At 67.5% G+C, this 16,975-nt stretch carries 14 protein-coding genes; 3 read left to right on the top strand and 11 right to left on the bottom strand.

The window, feature by feature from the left end; all coding sequences use genetic code 11:
* Positions 1–505 precede the first annotated feature (505 nt).
* On the top strand, positions 506–943 hold the full coding sequence (locus HAV18_RS39450; RefSeq protein ID WP_164462949.1) for an ATPase: 438 nt from the start codon (positions 506–508) through the stop codon (positions 941–943).
* A gap of 171 nt (positions 944–1,114) precedes the next feature.
* Here HAV18_RS39450 and HAV18_RS39445 read toward each other — a convergent pair whose 3' ends face one another.
* The 11 genes from HAV18_RS39445 to HAV18_RS39395 all read right to left on the bottom strand — a co-directional run bounded on the left by HAV18_RS39445 (position 1,115) and on the right by HAV18_RS39395 (position 14,224).
* Positions 1,115–1,801: a DUF429 domain-containing protein gene (locus HAV18_RS39445; RefSeq protein WP_166966401.1), complete on the bottom strand. Its 687-nt coding sequence runs from the start codon at positions 1,799–1,801 to the stop codon at positions 1,115–1,117.
* Positions 1,802–1,810: 9 nt separating this feature from the next.
* Positions 1,811–2,335, bottom strand: coding sequence for an HD domain-containing protein (locus HAV18_RS39440; protein WP_166966399.1), 525 nt, complete (start codon positions 2,333–2,335; stop codon positions 1,811–1,813).
* A 122-nt stretch (positions 2,336–2,457) separates the two neighbouring features.
* Entirely contained in the window at positions 2,458–5,928 is a 3,471-nt protein-coding gene (locus HAV18_RS39435) for a YhaN family protein (RefSeq protein WP_166966397.1), read from the bottom strand.
* Positions 5,929–5,931: 3 nt separating this feature from the next.
* A complete protein-coding gene (locus HAV18_RS39430) occupies positions 5,932–7,182 on the bottom strand; it encodes a DNA repair exonuclease (protein ID WP_166966395.1) in 1,251 nt (416 codons plus the stop codon).
* A 64-nt stretch (positions 7,183–7,246) separates the two neighbouring features.
* Positions 7,247–7,789, bottom strand: a complete 543-nt coding sequence (locus HAV18_RS39425) for a CbrC family protein (RefSeq protein WP_166966393.1) — start codon at positions 7,787–7,789, stop codon at positions 7,247–7,249.
* Between the two features lie 78 nt (positions 7,790–7,867).
* Positions 7,868–8,446 (bottom strand): hypothetical protein, encoded by a 579-nt coding sequence (locus HAV18_RS39420; RefSeq protein ID WP_166966391.1) that lies wholly within the window; start codon positions 8,444–8,446, stop codon positions 7,868–7,870.
* A 157-nt stretch (positions 8,447–8,603) separates the two neighbouring features.
* Positions 8,604–9,374 carry a hypothetical protein gene (locus HAV18_RS39415; RefSeq protein WP_166966389.1) on the bottom strand — a complete coding sequence of 257 codons (771 nt, stop codon included), beginning with the start codon at positions 9,372–9,374 and terminating at the stop codon, positions 8,604–8,606.
* Positions 9,375–9,749: 375 nt separating this feature from the next.
* Positions 9,750–10,280, bottom strand: a complete 531-nt coding sequence (locus tag HAV18_RS39410; protein WP_166966386.1) for a hypothetical protein — start codon at positions 10,278–10,280, stop codon at positions 9,750–9,752.
* A gap of 321 nt (positions 10,281–10,601) precedes the next feature.
* Entirely contained in the window at positions 10,602–10,970 is a 369-nt protein-coding gene (locus HAV18_RS39405; RefSeq protein ID WP_166966383.1) for a hypothetical protein, read from the bottom strand.
* A gap of 79 nt (positions 10,971–11,049) precedes the next feature.
* Positions 11,050–13,038, bottom strand: a complete 1,989-nt coding sequence (locus HAV18_RS39400; RefSeq protein ID WP_166966380.1) for a gamma-glutamyltransferase family protein — start codon at positions 13,036–13,038, stop codon at positions 11,050–11,052.
* Between the two features lie 229 nt (positions 13,039–13,267).
* Complete coding sequence (locus HAV18_RS39395) at positions 13,268–14,224, bottom strand: LysR family transcriptional regulator (protein WP_166966378.1); 957 nt, start codon at positions 14,222–14,224, stop codon at positions 13,268–13,270.
* Positions 14,225–14,326: 102 nt separating this feature from the next.
* On the opposite strand from HAV18_RS39395, the gene HAV18_RS39390 reads away from it, so the two are divergent.
* Together HAV18_RS39390 and HAV18_RS39385 are read left to right on the top strand one after the other, a co-directional pair.
* Positions 14,327–15,451, top strand: coding sequence for an aryl-sulfate sulfotransferase (locus HAV18_RS39390; RefSeq protein ID WP_166966375.1), 1,125 nt, complete (start codon positions 14,327–14,329; stop codon positions 15,449–15,451).
* A gap of 59 nt (positions 15,452–15,510) precedes the next feature.
* Entirely contained in the window at positions 15,511–16,872 is a 1,362-nt protein-coding gene (locus HAV18_RS39385) for a uracil-xanthine permease family protein (RefSeq protein WP_166966372.1), read from the top strand.
* The last annotated feature ends 103 nt before the right edge of the window (positions 16,873–16,975 follow it).

Here is a 16,975-nt window from a genome sequence, read left to right as displayed (position 1 = left end):
CTGCCATCAAGCGCCCACACTTATCGGCTGTTAATTTTTAAAGAGCATTCTGCGAGGAACTTCGTGTTTCTCAGCAGCGCTGCGTTTTCAGCAGCAGAGAAGCGAGATTATGAACCGTGTTTCGCAGCTCGTCAACAACTTTTTGAACTACATCGTTGCGACTGCGGGGTTCAACTTCTAGGCCAGTTGCGCGCTCCAGACTGCAGCACACCGCCAACCCTGCTTCCCTCTTCCGCGCCGCGTTTCCGTTAGCGCGAAAGAGGCGTGATTCTAAGCACCCGCCCCCATCTACGCAAGCCCCTTTGTGAAAATATTTTGAAAAAGCCCCCGTGCGCTCACGCGCACGGGGGCTTCGGGCTCGACGGGCCGCGCATCGCAACGCGGGCGGCCATCCATTGATGTGACGTATGCCTCTCGTCCCCCTATATAGAAGGAAGCGGAACGGGCAAGGAATCCGGTGCTGTCGAGTATCATGCCGCGACCGAACCACGCACTCATATCCACGATGGACAGCACCACTCAACCCGGCGACGCCGACCTTCGCGACGAATATGCAGCGCTGCGCGAGCGCGCCATCATCCTGGAAGAACAGGCTCCGCCGCTTCTGCAACGCATCTCGGATGTCTTGCCGCGAATCAGCGGCGAATCCGAGCTGGCGGACGAGCACCGCGAGCGACTCGTCGGCGCACGCAACGCGGCGATGGTCTCGATCGAAAACTATCAGCAGGCGATTCCCTTCCTGCAGACGGCCGACTCGATCATCGAGCAACTGGACAAGACGCCCGAGCGCGACGAAGACATCGAGTGGCGTGAATCGCTGCTGCAACGGCTCGACGAGCTGATCGACGTCGCAGTCGTGATGATCGACGACGCCGAAGGCTACTTCGAACAGGCGCAAGCCTGCGATCTGGCCAGCGTGCCGAAAGCCATCCTCGAGGATTGAGCAACGCCGCTCGGGATCGCGTAGCGCACCGGCGTCATGTCGTGTGCGCCAGTATTCCGATGTTCGACGGCCGGCGATCGCAGCCTGACGCCTTCGTCGACACACCGGCCACCTCCCTCCCGCAAAAGCTCACCTTTTCGCGACGCGCCTCACTCGGGACACGCGGCACAGCTACAGTGTGTCGAGAACGATCGTCTCGCTCACGATCGGCACGCGGATATATCCGCCCTCCGTATCGCCATACGCGTGTGCCTTCCCGTCGATGACGTATTGCGCCGTCAACGCGCAAAGAGTCGCGTCTCGCGCATCGACGGACTTCAGCGTCGACACGTCGATCGCCAGTCGCTCCAGCAACTGCCGGCGCTGGTTGCGTTTCTGCTTCGCCGACGCAACGGCCTTGCCCAGCATCGCGCAGGTGATCGCATAAGGATAGGTTTCGAAGCTCACTCGGCCGCCCGCATAGCGCGCGCCGGTCAGCAGCGGATAAGCGTCCGCGAGTGCGCGATAGACGCGCTCTCCCATGAACATCCAGTCGAAGAAGCCTGACGTGCTCGCGACCGCCTGCTCCCTCGACGGCGTGGGAAAGCATGAGATCCGTTCGCGCGCGAGCGCCTGTTCAGCCGCCCGGCGCCCGCTCCCCGACCACCACAGGCTCGGTGCGTCGACACCGACAGCCACGACGTCATGGGCGAGACACCGCGCAGGTACCGCCTCGGGTGCGATCCGCGCTTCGCGATAGACGACCGTGGATCCGCGCAGGATCACGAGATCGCATTGCTTCTTTTCGCCACCCACGTCGACACCCGCCACGGCCGGCGATTGCCGCGTGGCGGATCCGACGGATCGGGCCGATCGCATGCGGGCGCCTCAGTCCGCCGGCCGTGCGTCGTAGGCAGCGTCGAAGATTGCTTCGAGACCGGGATGCACGCCGCGCATCGGGTCGACGACCGACTTCGCCCAGTCGAAATACGCCTGCTTGCGCTCGAGCGGCCAGTCCGCGGGCGGATGCCGTGCGATGTCGCGCAGGTTGCAGATCTTGTCGGCCAGCTTCACGAGCTTCGCGCGCCGGCTGATGGTCGCCGCATGCTCGACCTGCAGGCGCTTGCGCTCCTCCTTCGGCAACGACTTGTCGTCGGTGACTTCCATCACGATGTCCGCCACATCCTTGCCGAACAGCCGCAGCAGTTCCTGCTCGGTCGTCTCCGTATCCTCGACCGTGTCGTGCAGCACGGCCGCGACAATCACCCGCTCGTCCTCGACGCCGGCCTCGTTGGCCAGCACGTCGGCGAGCGCGATCGGATGATTGATGTACGGCGACGCGTCTTCGTCCTTGCGCCGCTGATTGCGATGCTTGTCCGCCGCGAACGCAATGGCGGCTACCAGCTTTTTCATATTTCCCCCCTCGTATGGCCATACCCGCAACCGGCAGAACCGGCCGCGGGCATTTCGGAACCGCACATACTACCTGTACGCGATGACCGCGCCCGTGCGCCGACATCCCGGCGCGCCCCGCGTCACGCGCTCACCGGTGCGCGCTGCAGCTCGACCACGTTGACCCGCGCGCCGAATACATCCCGCACGAGCGGCAGCAGGTGGTCGTGGTGCGTCAGGAACAGCACCTGGGTTCGCGTCGACAGATCGCGCAGCGCATCGAGGCCAGCCTTCGCGCGCGCGTCGTCGAAGTTGATGAACAGGTCGTCGGCCACGAACGGCAGCGCGGTCCGGCTGCCGAGCTGCAGCTCCAGCGCCGCGATCCGCAGCGCGAGAAACAACTGGTCACGTGTCCCTTCGCTCAATCCGGCAACCTCGACCGACGCTCCCTGCGTCCGCCGTGCATACAGCGCAGGCGGCGTCCGTTCGGTATCGACGGTCAGTCGCGCGAATTCACCCAGCGTGAGCCCGGCGAAGATTTCGCCCGCGCGCCTGAGCATCGGCCCTTGTTTCTGGTCGCGATAGCGATCCGTCGCCCACTTCAGCAACCGGCTCGCCGTGGCCGCCTCCAGGTATTGTTCGGCCGCGTCGCCCATCGCCGCCAGCGCTTCCTGCCGCTTCGACTCGGCAACGGCCGCGTTCGCCTGGCCGTCGATCGCGCCGAACGCCTGATCGGCCACGACCTGCTGCTGTGAAAGCTCGTTCAGCCGCTTGCCGACATCGCCGAGCGATTGCTTCACCGCTTCGAGGTGCGCCGGTACGTCGGCGATGTCCTGCTCCGCAACTTCGGCTTCGACGGCGGAGCGGGACAGGCCGTCGCCATCGCGCACCAGTGCCTCGTGCGCGGCATCGACCGCCTGCCGAAGCTGGCGCTGCCGGTCCGAGCGTTCGGCCAGCGGCAGCGCTGCATCGATCGACACGACGCCGGCCAGTTGCAGCAGCGGCTGGACGCGTGCATCGGCACCGGCTACCGCGGCGGCGGCATCCGCGACCTTGCCGTCGGCCTGCCGCACGGCCTCGTCGGCACGACCGATGGCACGCGCGATTTCCCTGGCGGCGGCGAGACGCATCGTCAGCCGACGCGCGACGTCAGGCCAGTCGCCGCTCGTCAGCCATTCCGGCGCAAGCGCCGCGCCAAGCCGCCGTGCGCCCGCCTCGAGTGCGTCCAGTTCCGCCCGGATCGCGGCGATCCGGTTGCGCGGCGCGTCGGCATCGGCCAGTTCGGCCGTCACGGTGTTGGCGAGCCCGAGCGCACCTTCCGCCGCGGCCAACGTTGCAGCGCTCGTGGAAAGCTTTGCGTCGGCCAGCGCGTCGCGCCATTGCGCGTGCCACGCATCGTAGGCCGCCTGCGCGTGGCCGGCGCGAGATTGCGCCGTCGCGCATCCGCGTTCGGCTTCCCGCGCGCGCTCCTCGAGGCTGTCCTGTTGCGCGAGCGCTTTCTCGGCCGACTGTACGAAGGTCTCGGCGATCGCGACGAGCGCCGCCAGGCCGTCCGACTCGCCGCCTCGCGACACGGTACGCAGCGCCGCGCGCAACGCGGCTTCGGCACCGGCCCGCGCGGCACGAATCGTGTCGAATTCGCGTCGCTGGCGGTCGAGATCGGTGTGCGCGGCAAACACCGTGTCGCGCTTCGCAAGCCAGTCGCCCATCGCCGCCAGCGGCATGCCGGGCACCGCGGCCGTCGTCGCGAGCGCGGCCCATGCGTCGCGATGCGCGGCGAGTTCACGCTCGCGCTCGTCCAGCGCGGCCTGCCTGCGCGTCACGCCCGCACGCGCGGATTCGACTTGCTGACGCAGCGACTGCAACGTCGCCGCCGCCTGCGTCGCGCCGAGCTGCGCATCGACGAGTTCGTCTGCCAGGCGAATCGCATCGTCGAGCGCAGGGGCGCCCGTGACGAGATCGACCGCGCCGCCGCGGATATCGCCCCACGCGCCATCGCGCCGCGCACGCGCCGCCAGCACGTCGGCGGTCGTGACGACCTTGTGGTTCTCCGCGAAGTGCTTCTCCTGCAGTTCGAGCCGCTCGAGCTCTTCGAGCGCGCCGTCCCGTGCGTCGCGTGCAGCGGCGGCCGCGCTCGCGCGTTCGCTGTCTTCCTTCAGCAGCGCGCCGAGCCGCGCCGCCGACGGCACGTCGAGCGCACGCAGCGTGTCGACCGGCATGCGCCATTGGCCGAGCGCATCGAGTGCGCCGGACAGCGTGCGTTCGGCGGCCGCGATTTCCTGTTCGAGCGCCTGCTCGCGCTGGCCGCTGTTGCGAAACCCCTGCGCATCGGCCAACGCCGCGCGTAACGCTTCCGGCACCTCGACGGTCGACAGGCGCGCCTGTTGTTCCTGCACCTGCGCGAGCTCGCGCGTGCGTTCGTCGAGCGATTCGCGCGCGCCAGCCAGCGCCTGGTGCAGCGCACCGTGTTCGCGCAACAGGTTTGCAACGGTCTTCAACGACAGCGCCGTCGGCAGCGACGCACGCAGCGACGCTTCGTCCGTCGGCCAGCCGAGCTGGGCGGCCGCTGCGAACGCGGCGGACAGGTGCCGCTCGACGTCCGCACCGAGCAGCAGCAGATCCTGCGCGTGATTCATGCACGTGCCGCGCAGCCGATCGAGCGCTTCGATGTCGGCTTCGAGTGCGAGCGTGTCAGCGTCGGCGTCGATCGCCTCGCGCGCCTGCCGCTTCGCGAGCAGGTCGGCACGCCGTTCCTCGAGCACCTTCTGTTCGGCCGCGAGATCGCCCTGCGCCTTCAACAGATCCGCATACGCGGTGGGCGGCAACTCGACGACCGTGCCCAGTTCCGTCAGCGCCGCGTCCTTGACCATCAGCTCCTTGAGGTACGGCGCCAACCGTCGCACGCGTTCGAGCTTCGAGCGCAGCGTTTCGAGCCGGCGCTGTTCCGCGCGCGCCTGCTCGATCTGCTGTTCGACCGCTTCGCGCGCGTCCTTGCGTTCGACCCAGTCGCGCGTGCGCACCTGAACCGTCTTCAGTTCGGTCACGGCTTCGTTGAACGACGTTTCGGCGAGCGCGAACGCGCTGCCGCTGCGACGCGGCGCCCAGAGCTCGACCGCACGCGCATCGAGCTCCTCGCGCACCGGCCCGAGACTGCCGACACCGGCAGCCGATTCGAACAGCACCTGGCCGAGCTTGTCGGATGCGTCGAGGATGCTCCGGCCGCCGTCCACCAGACGCCCGTGATCGAGCCCGAACATCTGCTCGAAGAATTCACGCGTGGCGCCGTCGAGAACGGCGGCCAGAAAGTCGTCGGGCAACTTGTCGTCGGCGGGCGTGCGCAGCGGACTGCGCCCGCGCGCGCGATGGAACGCGAGTTCGCCCGTGCCGCTCCCCAGCACGCCGCCGATCCGCAGTTCCGGCGTGCTGTGCAGGAAATCGAGCGGCGTCTGCAGCTTCATCCCGAACAGCAGTTCCGACACCGCCGTGCGGATCGTCGACTTGCCGGCCTCGTTCGGCCCCACGATCACATGGAAATCCTCGCCAGCCGACGGGAAACGCAGCGTCTCGTCGGTGAACTTGCCGTACTTGATCAAATCGAGCTGGTTGATCCGCATCGCTTACTCCCCCCTCGCCAGCCGCGCCAGCAACGCGGGCCCGACCTGCTCGACGAGTGCCGTGAGCTCGCCCGCGCGCGCCATCGTCAACAACGGCACCTCTTCCTTCACGTCACTGCGCACCTTGCCGACGAACGGCTTCAGGTCGCGTTCGAGCAGCTCGAGGAAATCCGGATCGCGCGCGGCGTCGGCCAGGATCTGCTTCAGGTCCTCGAGCGCTTCGAGTTGCTCGCTTTCGCCCGGCTGATGATCGGCCGCGGACGTCGCGAGCCGGACCTTCTCGAGCCACAGCCGCTCGTTGCCGATGATGCCGATCTGGTTCAGCACCTCCGCGCGCAACTGCGGCGCGCGGCCGAAAAAGAGGCCATGCGCGGGCGTACGCCCCGTGACCGTCACGCGCACCGCGCGCGGCACATGGCCGTCGACGGTCAGCAGCGCTTCCAGCGACTGGCCGATCTTTCTCGACAGGTCGGCGACGGTCAGGCAATCGGACGCGTCGACCGACACGGCTTCCCAGCGCAGCACGTCGAGATACAGACGCTCGACCTGCGTGCGGCCCTGCTCGACCGTCACGAGCACCGCGCCGCGGCGGCCGGTCTCGCGGATATGGCGCCCCTGCAGGTTGCCGGGAAACACCACCGTGGACGGCCCCGACCATTGCTGGAATTCGTGCACGTGGCCGAGCGCCCAGTAGTCATAGCCTTTCGCATGGAGTTCGGCCAGCGTGCACGGCGCATAGTTCGCGTGCGCCGCATAACCTTCGAGCGCCGTGTGCAGCACGCCGATGTTGTAGTAACCGGGCACCGGGTCCGGATAGCCGATCGCGAGATTGTCGACGACGGCCTTGTCCTTGAAGCTCTGCCCGTGCAGCGCGACGTCGAATTCAGGCAGCTTGTGGGTTTCCGCCTTGCGGTGGCCGAACACGGTAACGTTGTCGGGCAGCGTCAGTTTCTTCGTCATCTCGCTTTCGGCATCGTGGTTGCCTCCCAGCACGAACGCACGGATGCCCGCCTTGCGCAGGCGCCCCATCTGCTGGCCAAAGAAGATGCCCGTGTTGTGGTCCTTCCAGTCGCCGTCGTACAGGTCGCCGGCAATCACGAGGAACGCGACTTCCTCTTCGATCGCACGATCCACGAGTTGCCGCAGCGCCTCGCGCGACGCGTTGCGCAACTGCGCGGCCGGCGCGTCGGGATACGCGCTCAGGCCGTGCAGCGGGCTGTCAAGGTGTATGTCTGCCGCGTGGATGAACTTCACGAAGATTCCTCTGTTTCATGACGATAAAGCCTGCAATCGCCGTGCGATGCCGCCAGCCAGGCCGTCAGTCGCAATCCTGGTAGCCGCCGAGTTCGCCGCAATGGATACAGCGAAACATATACGCGGTCGGTGAGCCATCCTTGTCGAGTGCGGCAAGGAAACGCTCCCACTCGGCGCCCTCGTCGAGTCCGGTCGATTCCCGAATCGACGCGACCGCCTGCGGGCCGAGTGCGCTCAGTTCTCCGGCACCCGCACGGCCGATGAACTGCGCGCCATCGCCGCAATGCGTCCACCATCGTTCCTGCTGCCAGCCCTGGAAGCCCGGCGTGCGACAAGCGATTTCGTCGACGACCGCGTCGGGCACTTCGTCCCATTCGCCGCCGCCGATGCCGTCCGTGTCGGTAAAGTCTGCCGCGAGCCGCGCGTGCGCCGAACCGTCGGCGATGCACCACGGGCAGATGCATTGCTCGTACTCGTCGACCGCATACACGGGGCCGGCGTACACGTAGCCGCGTGCCTCGCCGCAACACACGCAGCGCGCGTCCGAGCGGATCACGCTGCCCGTTGCCAGCGGGTCGGGATGGTACCTGAAAGCGGGTAGCGACATGAGGCTCTCCGTCGAACCTGAAGGTGGGGAAGCACGCGATGCGACCTCGAATGGCCATCGTACCGCGGCAGGACCGCGTTACTGCGGAACCTCGGCCTCGACAAACGTGCCGTTCGCGAAACGATAAACACGATGCATTGCGCCACCGTGCGCGAGATATTCCCACCGGATGTCGATGCCGGCCGGGTCGTCGCGCCACGCGATCGCCAGGTAGGGCGATTGCGCGCCACCATCGGTTTCGAGCGAAACGGAGTCGAGGCAGCTTTGAACCGGCAGCGAGAAACGCGGCACCGCACGGGTGCCGCGCAGTTCCAGCACGTATAGCGCCCCTTCTTCGCCAGCGCCGCAATATCCGGTCGGACGGCTGCTCGACGAGCGGTTGACGACGACCAGCAGATAGTCGTTGCCGCCGATCCGCTTCGAGCGGTCTGACGGAAATGCAACGCTCGATGCATCGGCCAACGCACGGCGCAGCGCGGCCGGCACGATCAGTGCCGACTTCTTGTGGCGGGCTGCATCGACCTCGAACAACTTCGGGCTCGACCATTCGATCTCATGACCGTTGGCGAGGCGCACCGATTCGGGCGCCGGCGTTTCGGCGAAGGCAACGGCCGCATTCGAGGCCAGCAGCGCCAGCGCCGCGAGCTTCAACGCCATCAGTGATTTCGTCGGGCTGATCCGTGTCCGCATGAATCGCGCAGGATTGTCGTGAAGTCCATCGTATGCGCCGGCATGCCGTGCGGGCAGCCCCGATTCAGGATCGCCCCGCGTGGATCGTTCGCTGCGACGCACGCGGCCGATCCACGACGCAACGTCACTCGCCGCGTGGTACCGGCGGCGGGGCATAGCCGTTGTCATTGCCGGGGAACGGATTCGCGTTGCGGCGCAGCGCTTCCTCTTCGTTCTCCTTCTGCGCGAACAGCGCGACGCCGATCACGCCGACGTTCGCGGCATCGCCGTACTTCGAGTTCGCGACGTAGCTGTCGGGCACCGCCGCGAAGCGGAACGCGGCGACTTCGTCGCGGCTCTTGCGGAAGCCCTCGATCGTCAGCGTGCGCCCCGGATACAGCACGTAACCGCCATTCGTATAGCTGCCCGGCCGCCCCGACAGCACGTCGAGCCCGTCGACGGTCGAGATGACTTCGAACGTACGGCGCCCCTGGTTGCGCAGCACGATCATGTAGCGCGAACCTTCGACGCCCGCCATGTGCCAGCGGCCGTCACTGCGCGCGAGACGCAGCGGCGCACCCTTTTCGTCCGTAAACGACAGCGCGATGTCGCCGTTGGCGAGCGCGACGCGGGTCGGCAACCGGCGAACCTGGGATGCGGACGGATGTCCGGGCAACGCATCGTTGTAATAGACCGACGCGTGATCCGTCGGCTTCGCCGGATCCGCGCGTTCGAATTCGACCTGGCGGGTTTCGGATCGCACCGACTCACCCCACGCGGTGCCGAGCCCGCGGCGTTCGCTCGCGTCCGGTGCGGCGGCGGACGCGCCGGTGCTGGCCGACGGCGGGGGCGGCGCTGCGCAGGCGGCCAGCCAGAGCGCGCAGGCGAGCGCGAGAAGACGGAACAGGATGGTCATGACGTGATGCCTCGGAATGTTATCGGGCCGCGCCGGACGGGCCGGAACGGCGTTTTGGTGTCGTCTGTCGTCACGATGTCGATCGGACATGCTTGCCCGTATCGGCCGGCGCCGCGATCCCGGCGGCCCGGCAACCGGGAGCCCCGCTATTTAAGCATGGCGGGCGGGCAATGGGCAGGGGGCGCGCACGCCGCTTGTTGCGGTCGCGTGCCGGCGGGTATCGGGCAAGGCGCCCGTGCGCGTCGCGTCGCCGGATCGGTCGCAAACGTCGACGCATCCCTGTATCGAGGATGTGATGAACGGCGCGCCGTGCGCACCAATAGAAAAGCCCGGCCCGCATCGAAGCGGGCCGGGCCTTGTCGGGAAGCGTGACGCTTACAGCGCGCCGCCTTGCGCGGACGCCGAACCCTTCACACCGACCGATGCGCCGCCCTGCACCGAGTTCGTCGCGCCTTCGAGCGCCTCACCGGCCTTTGCCTTCGCGCCGCCCGCGACGTCGCCTGCCGTCGACACCGCGCCTTGCGCGTGGCTCTTCGCCGTGCCTGCGACATGCTTCACGTGCGATTTCGTCGAGTGGACGGCCGATGCGGCCGCATCCTTCGCCGTGCCCGCTGCCGAACCGACCGCATGCGTCGCACCGCCAACCGCGTTGCCGGCCGCCGAACCCACGCCGCCGACCGTCTTGCCGACACCGTTCAGCGCGCCGCCAACGACGTTGCCCGAACCTGCCGCATTCGCGCCGGCACCGCCCTGCACACCCACGCCACCGCCGAGCAGCGGCGTCTGAACCTGCGCGCCGACACCTGCGGAACCCTGGGCACCGGTTTGTGCCGTCTGTGCAAACGCAGCCGAAGTCGCCATCGCCGTCAGTGCAGCACCCACCAGGATCGTACGAATCTTGTTCATGGTCATTCTCCCCAAAGACGTTGTTGCTGCGGGCCGCCTTCGTGCGGCTTGTCGCATGCCTTGCCGCGACGTGCGGCAGGTGGAGCTAATGTAGCGGCGCCGACGTGCAAAACGATTGATTTGCGGGGACTGTTACTTCGGTTGCAAATGCTGACGATTGACTCACACAGTTTGACAATCGGGGGCTTGCAACGGGATCGGGACGGGGTGGTCCGGCGGACGGGGCGGACCTGGAGGGGTGCCGCGCGGAGCATTCCGCGACGGCGACGCGGCCGATCGCCACGGATCGGGAAACCAGGCAAGCGAAATGGCTGGAAGCGGCTAGCAGGGAAACCGGCCGTTTCTATAAGCATTCCAAAGGACGTTGGTAGGCCAGCTGTCGATACCGCCCGACAACCGGCTTCTCGCGATCAGCTCGATATCGTCGGACACGCACGCTGCAACTGCGGCGTTCCCCGATGCACCGAACGCGAGCCTGAACGCCTTTTCCCTCAGCGCGTCCACGGCCGGCCGCTCGAGCGCTGCGCCCGGATCTCCGTCGAATTCGTCGAACGACGCCATCCACTGCGCATCGAACGGCTCGGCATCGCGACTGTCCAGCGCGCGGTCGCAATCCAGATCTCCGAGAAAATCGAAAAATCCCGGCACCGACAGGATGGCGTCCATTTCAAGCAGATGCGCATTCGTCATTGCGACTCCTTCGCGATGCACGGCCCCGACCGCCCGTTGGCAAATACGGGCACATCGGGGCCCCGCGCGTACCGCCCGATTATGGCCGGAACGTATCGCCGAGCACGACGCCTTCACGCCGCGGATCGGTGCCGCCCTGCAACGCAGGCGACTGGCCGACCGTCACGCGCATCACCGTGTTGACGCCGCTCGCCTGCGCGGACGTCGACACCTTGTGCCCGAGCGCGAGCAGCCCCGTGATCAGCGGATCGTTCGCGCCGTTGTTCGCCGTGTTGACGTTCGGATGCTCGCCGCCGATCGTGGTCGTCGGGCTGTTGCTCGCGCCGAAGTCGACGAGCCCTGCGGACTGCTGCGCGTCGAGGCCCCAGTCGAGCGCGCCGACGAGCGTCTTGACCACGTATTGCGGAATCGTGCCGCCGCCCGGCGAGCCGGTGGCCATCACGAAGTCACCGCGCGAGCCGTCCGCGGCCTGACCGAACACGATCGTCGGCGCCATCGAGCTGCGCGGCCGCTTGCCCGGCTGCAGGCGGTTGGCCACCGGATTGCCCGAACTGTCGACCGGGTTCGCGGAAAAATCGGTCAACTGGTTGTTCAGCAGGAAGCCGTTGGTCATGTGGAACGAGCCCATGCTCGACTCGACCGTGGTCGTCGCGCTCAGCACGTTGCCGTCGCCGTCGACGATCGTGAACTGGTTCGTGCCGTGCTCGATCAGCGTCGTGTCGACCCCGAGCGGCACCGCGCCGAGATTGCCGGGCTGCGCGGTCCCCATGCTCCTGGTCGGGTCGATCAGCGCCGCGCGCGATTTCAGGTACGGCTTGTTCAGCAGCGTGTTCCACGTGCCGCCCGGCAGCGGCACGAAATCCGTATCGGCCACGTATTTGTCGCGGTCGGCATACGCGAGCCGCTCGGCCTCGGTGACGAGGTGCACGCCCGCGACGGTCGGCTTGCCGCCTTCCAGATCGATCGCCGTCGGCTTCAGCGACTTCAGGTCGTAGTTCTCGAGAATGCCGAGCGCCGACGCGACCGCGATGCCGCCCGACGACGGCGGCGGCATCCCGCACACCCAGTAGCTGCGATAGGTCGTGCACACGGGTTCGCGGCGCTTCGCCTGGTACGCTGCCAGATCCGCGACGGTCGTCTTGCCCGGTGTGAGCGTCGAGCCATCGGCACCCTTCGTCGTCGCGATCTTCGCGACGATGTCCTGCGCGATCTGCCCCGTGTACAGCGCGTTCGCACCCGACTGCGACATCAGCGTCAGCGTGCGCGCATACGCCGGATTCTTCAGGACGGTGCCGAGCGTCTTCGGCGAACCGTCGGCGTTCAGGAAATACGCGGCGGCCTCGGGGTCGCGCTTCAGGTTCGCGGCGTTCGCCGCGATCGCGTCGGCGAGGCGGCCGCCGATCGGGAAGCCGTTGGTCGCGAGCGTGATCGCATCGCCGAACAGGTTCTGCCACGGCAGCCGGCCGTGATCCTGCTGCAGCGCCTCGATGAGCCGCGGCACACCGATCGTGCCGATCGAGCGGCCGCTTGCACGTGCATTCGGCAGCGGCGCGGACTGGTCGGTCGCGTCATCGACGTAGCGCAGGTAGTTTTCCGTCGCGGCGGCCGGCGCGGTTTCCCGGCCGTCATACGCCTGCAGCGTCTTGCCGCGCGCATCGTAGTAGAGCAGCACCCCGCCCGAGCCGAGGCCCGTCGCTTCCGGCACGGTCAGGCCGAGCACGGCCTGCACGGCGACCGCCGCGTCGGCGGCCGTGCCGCCCTTCTTCAGCACCGCGCAACCGGCCGCGCTCGCGTAGGCGTTCGACGTGGCCACCAGATACGTTTTCGCATAGACGGGCTTCATCCCGGTGCGATAACCGGACGACGCTTCCGGCAGCGACGGATCGCCCGGCTGGTTCGACCCGACCACGACAGTCGAGCCGCTGTTGTCGATTGCGAGACAGCTCGTGTCGGCCGTGGGTGTCGTCGTGGCGCCCGCGTCGGTTTCGATGTCGTTGCCGCCGCAGGCCGTCATCATGGCGGCCGCGAGCAACGCGGATGCATACGGGAAAATCGCTGTTCTGTTCATTGTCTGCCGATGTTCTTGTAGGTCGTTGCGATGGACATCGCGCTGCCTGCGACCCCCTCGGTGCGCCGGCAACGCGTTCGATAGTCCCATGAACAAAATTTTTTCCGCAATAAGGAAATGACGTAATGCGGCCGGACGTTGCATGCGCAACGTCACCGCGGCACGCACGCGGGTTCGCGTGTTGCACTGCATCGCAGTGCGATGCGATGCGCTCGCGTGGCCGATGTCGTTAGCTTGCAGCCCGACGGCGCTTGCCGACTGTCCGGCCGTCGCGTGCGAATCCGCCCTCCATCGCTTCGATCGCCTCGGCGAAGAACTCGAGGAACATCGTCATGGCGACAGTCGCGCTCATGTCCGCCCGTTGGTAGATGCAGCTGAACGAGCGCGCGCCCGCATCGGCAAGCGGCGTCCACGCGAGCCGGCCGGCGGCCACGTCGTCCGCGACGTTCTCGGCGATCAGGAAGCCGACGCCCGCGCCTTCGGCCGCGAGGCGCCGCACCATCGGCACCGAACCCGTCTCGACCAGCGGCCGCACGTTGCGCGGCTGTCGCGCATCGATCTGGTCGAACATCGCGCGCAGCTCCGTGTCGGGCGTCATCAGGATCAGCGGATGCGCGAAGCAGTCGCGCATTCGCACCTTGCCGCCAGACACCGCGAGCGGATGGCCGGGCGCCGTGACGACGCCCAGCGGCTGGGCGAACGCCCGCACCTCGACGACACCCGCCGACGTGCGCCGGCGCAGCGCATAACCGATGTCGGCCTCGCCGGTCTCGACCCAGCGCACGATGCTCTCGCCGTTTCCCGAGCGCACGCTGTACGTGACGCCCGGATAGCGCTGCATCGCGGCAAGGATCGCGTCGGGCACGAGCTTTTCCGCGGTCGATGCGGGCACCGCCAGGTTCACGTGGCCGCGCCGCAGCGCGCGCAGGTCCTCGACCTGCGTGAGCGCGTTGTCGAAGTCGCGCTGGCCGCGGCGCACGGCCGCGATCACGATCTCGCCGGCAAGCGTCAGCTGCATGCCGCGCGGCAACCGGTCGAACAGCGGCACGCCGACCTGCTCCTCGAGATTGCGGATCTGCTGGTGCACCGCCGCGGCGGTCAGGTGCAGCGCGTCGGCCGCCTTGCGAATCGAGCCGCGTCGCGCGACTTCGTCGAAACAGCGGAATGTCTGCGATATCGAACGCATGAAGGATCCGTTAGATTTTTCCGAACAGGCCGTCAAGAATAATCCGATTTTACTGACCGCCCGGATCGTCTAGATTCCGCTGCATCCCCGTATCCGATTCGAATGGAGACCGCAGTGACAACCGTCGACCAGATTACCCAGCGCCGCCGTGGCGTCGGCCTCATCGCCCACGATCCCGCACTCTCCGCGGGAGGCTATACGCTCATCGCGCCGCAGACGGCCGACGGCAACGTCTATCTCGTCGGCATCGACGGTGAAGTCTCCCATCAGTGGAAGATGCCCGTGCGCCCCGGCCGCCATGCGGTCATCCTCGCAAACGGCAACCTCGGCTACAACGGCAATCATCCGCAATCCGAATCGCGCTATGCGCCGTGGTCGATGTGGCACGGCGGCGACTTCTACGAAGTCACGCCGCAAGGCGAAACCGTGTGGCGCTACGAGGATCCCGCGCACCACCACGATGCCCAGTGGCTGCCGAACGGCAACCTGCTCTACGCCGCGTGCGAACCGGTCGATGCGGCATTCGCGCGGCGCGTGCCGGGCGGCACGCCGCACGGTGACGACGAGGTGATGTACGCGGACGTGATCCGCGAAGTGAACCGGGCCGGGCAGATCGTGTGGGAATGGCATGCGCGCGAACATCTGCGGCCCGAGGATTTCCCAATCGCCGCCGGCTTCGGGCGGTATCACTGGCCACTCGTCAACGGCCTCGCGGTCGACGCGAACGGCCGCGTGCTGATGAGCCTGCGCACGACGTCCGGCATCATCGGCGTGAACCGCGAAACCGGCCGCGTAGACCTGCGGATCGGGCCCGACGCCGTGTCGCACCAGCATGCGCCGGTGCCGCTCGCAAACGGCAACATCCTCACGTTCGACAACGGCAATTTCCGCCACGGCGCGCACGTCGTGTTCTCGCGGGTCGTCGAGATCGACCCTGCGACGCAGCGCATAGTGTGGTCGTATGCGGACGACGTCGTGAACCTGTTCTACACGCCGTTCATGGGCAACGCGCAGCGCTTGCCGAACGGCAACACGCACGTCACCGAATCGTCGACGGGCCGGCTTTTCGAAGTGACGCCCGCCGGCGAGGTCGTCTGGGAATACGTGATTCCGTGGTTCGCCGAATACCCGGACGAAGCCGCGCGCAAGACCGGCCCGGGCCAGCTCAACAGCGTGTTCCAGACGTTCCGCTACAGCGCCGCGCAACTGCCCTGGCTGCGGGCCTGACCTTGTCGTTCACCGCCGGTTTCCGGCGCTCGTCGCCGTTCGCTTCCGAGGGACCTGCCGTGTCGCACGATCCGATCCCAACGCCCGTCGACGCACGGCTGCCCGCGTGGCAGCTCGCGCTGTTCGGGCTGCAGCACGTGCTGTCGATGGCCGCGTCCCCGATCACGGCCGTGTTCCTGATCGCAAAAGTGCTCGCGCTGCCGGCGGACCTCACGGTCCAGCTGATCGGCGCGACGTTTTTCGCCTGCGGGATCGGCACGCTGCTGCAATCGCTCGGCGCCGGCCCGATCGGCGCGCGCATGCCGTTCGTGATGGTGCCCGGCGGCGCACCGACGATGCTGTTCGCCGGCATCGCCGCGCAATCGGGCCTGCCGACTGCAGCCGGCGCGGCGCTGCTCGCCAGCGCGTTCTACTGGGTGCTGCTGCCCGTGTTCACGCGCTGCCTGCGGCTCTTCCCGCGCATCGTCGTTGGCGCGATGCTGCTGCTCGTGTCGGTCAACCTGATCCGGATCTACGCGACGATCGTCATCGGCCAGCCCGGTTCGGCCGACTTCGCACAGCCGCGCGCGCTCGGTCTCGCGCTGGCGACGATCGTCGCCACGGTGGTCGTCGCGGGGGCGTTGCGCGGCACGCTCGGGCGTCTCGCGGTGCTGATCGGCCTGATGGCGGGCGCGATGCTCGGCTGGGCGCTCGATGCGATGCCCGCGCTCGCCGACGTGTGGCGCGGCCCGCTGTTCACGCATCCGGTATGGCTGCCGTTCGGGATGCCGCGCTTCGACGTGCTGGCCGCACTGCCGCTGCTGATCTTCACCGCGATCTCGATGGCCGAGGCTACCGCGCAGACGGTCGCCGTCGGCGAAACGTGCGGCAAGCCGATCTCGCTGCGACGCGACGTGCCGAAGACGATACGCGGCGATGCGCTGGCATCGCTCGTCGGCGCGCTGTTCGGCACGCCGCTGATCGTGACCAGCGCCGAGAATATCGGCGTCGTGCAGACGACCGGCGTGCGCTCGCGCTACGTGACGGCGGCGGCCGGCGCGATCCTGATCGTCATCGCGCTGTTCGCGCCGCTCGCGCGGCTCGCGTATGCGATTCCGGCCGCCGTGGTCGGCGGCACGGCGCTGGTCGTGTTCGCGATGATCGGCGTGATGGGCATCCGGCTGCTCGCCGGCGTCGACTTGCATACGCGCGCCAACCAGTACACGCTCGCGGCCGCGCTCGTCGTCGGCCTTGCACCGATCCTCGTGCCGAACCTGTATCGACATTTCGGCACGCCCGTGCAGATCGTGCTCGGTAACGGCATGGCGGCCGGTACGCTCGCGGCCATCGCGACGCAACTGGCGTTCGCTGCATTTGCGCGGTTTAGCGGGCAGGCAAGCGCGGCAGTGGTGGCGGCTTCTTCGCCTTCGCGCGACGGTTGATGGTGGTGTCTGGTGACGGTGCGCGGTGCCGAGACATTGCGCTCCGCGCGGCCGGTTTGTTTGCGATTGCCGGCCTGAGCTCGGCCTCCTCACGCGACGAGCC

Source organism: Burkholderia sp. D-99 (genome assembly GCF_011605345.1).
In the GTDB taxonomy this organism is placed as follows: Bacteria; Pseudomonadota; Gammaproteobacteria; order Burkholderiales; family Burkholderiaceae; genus Burkholderia.
The sequence above is the reverse complement of the archived record's forward strand: the minus strand, read 5'-3'. Positions and strand labels throughout refer to the sequence as shown.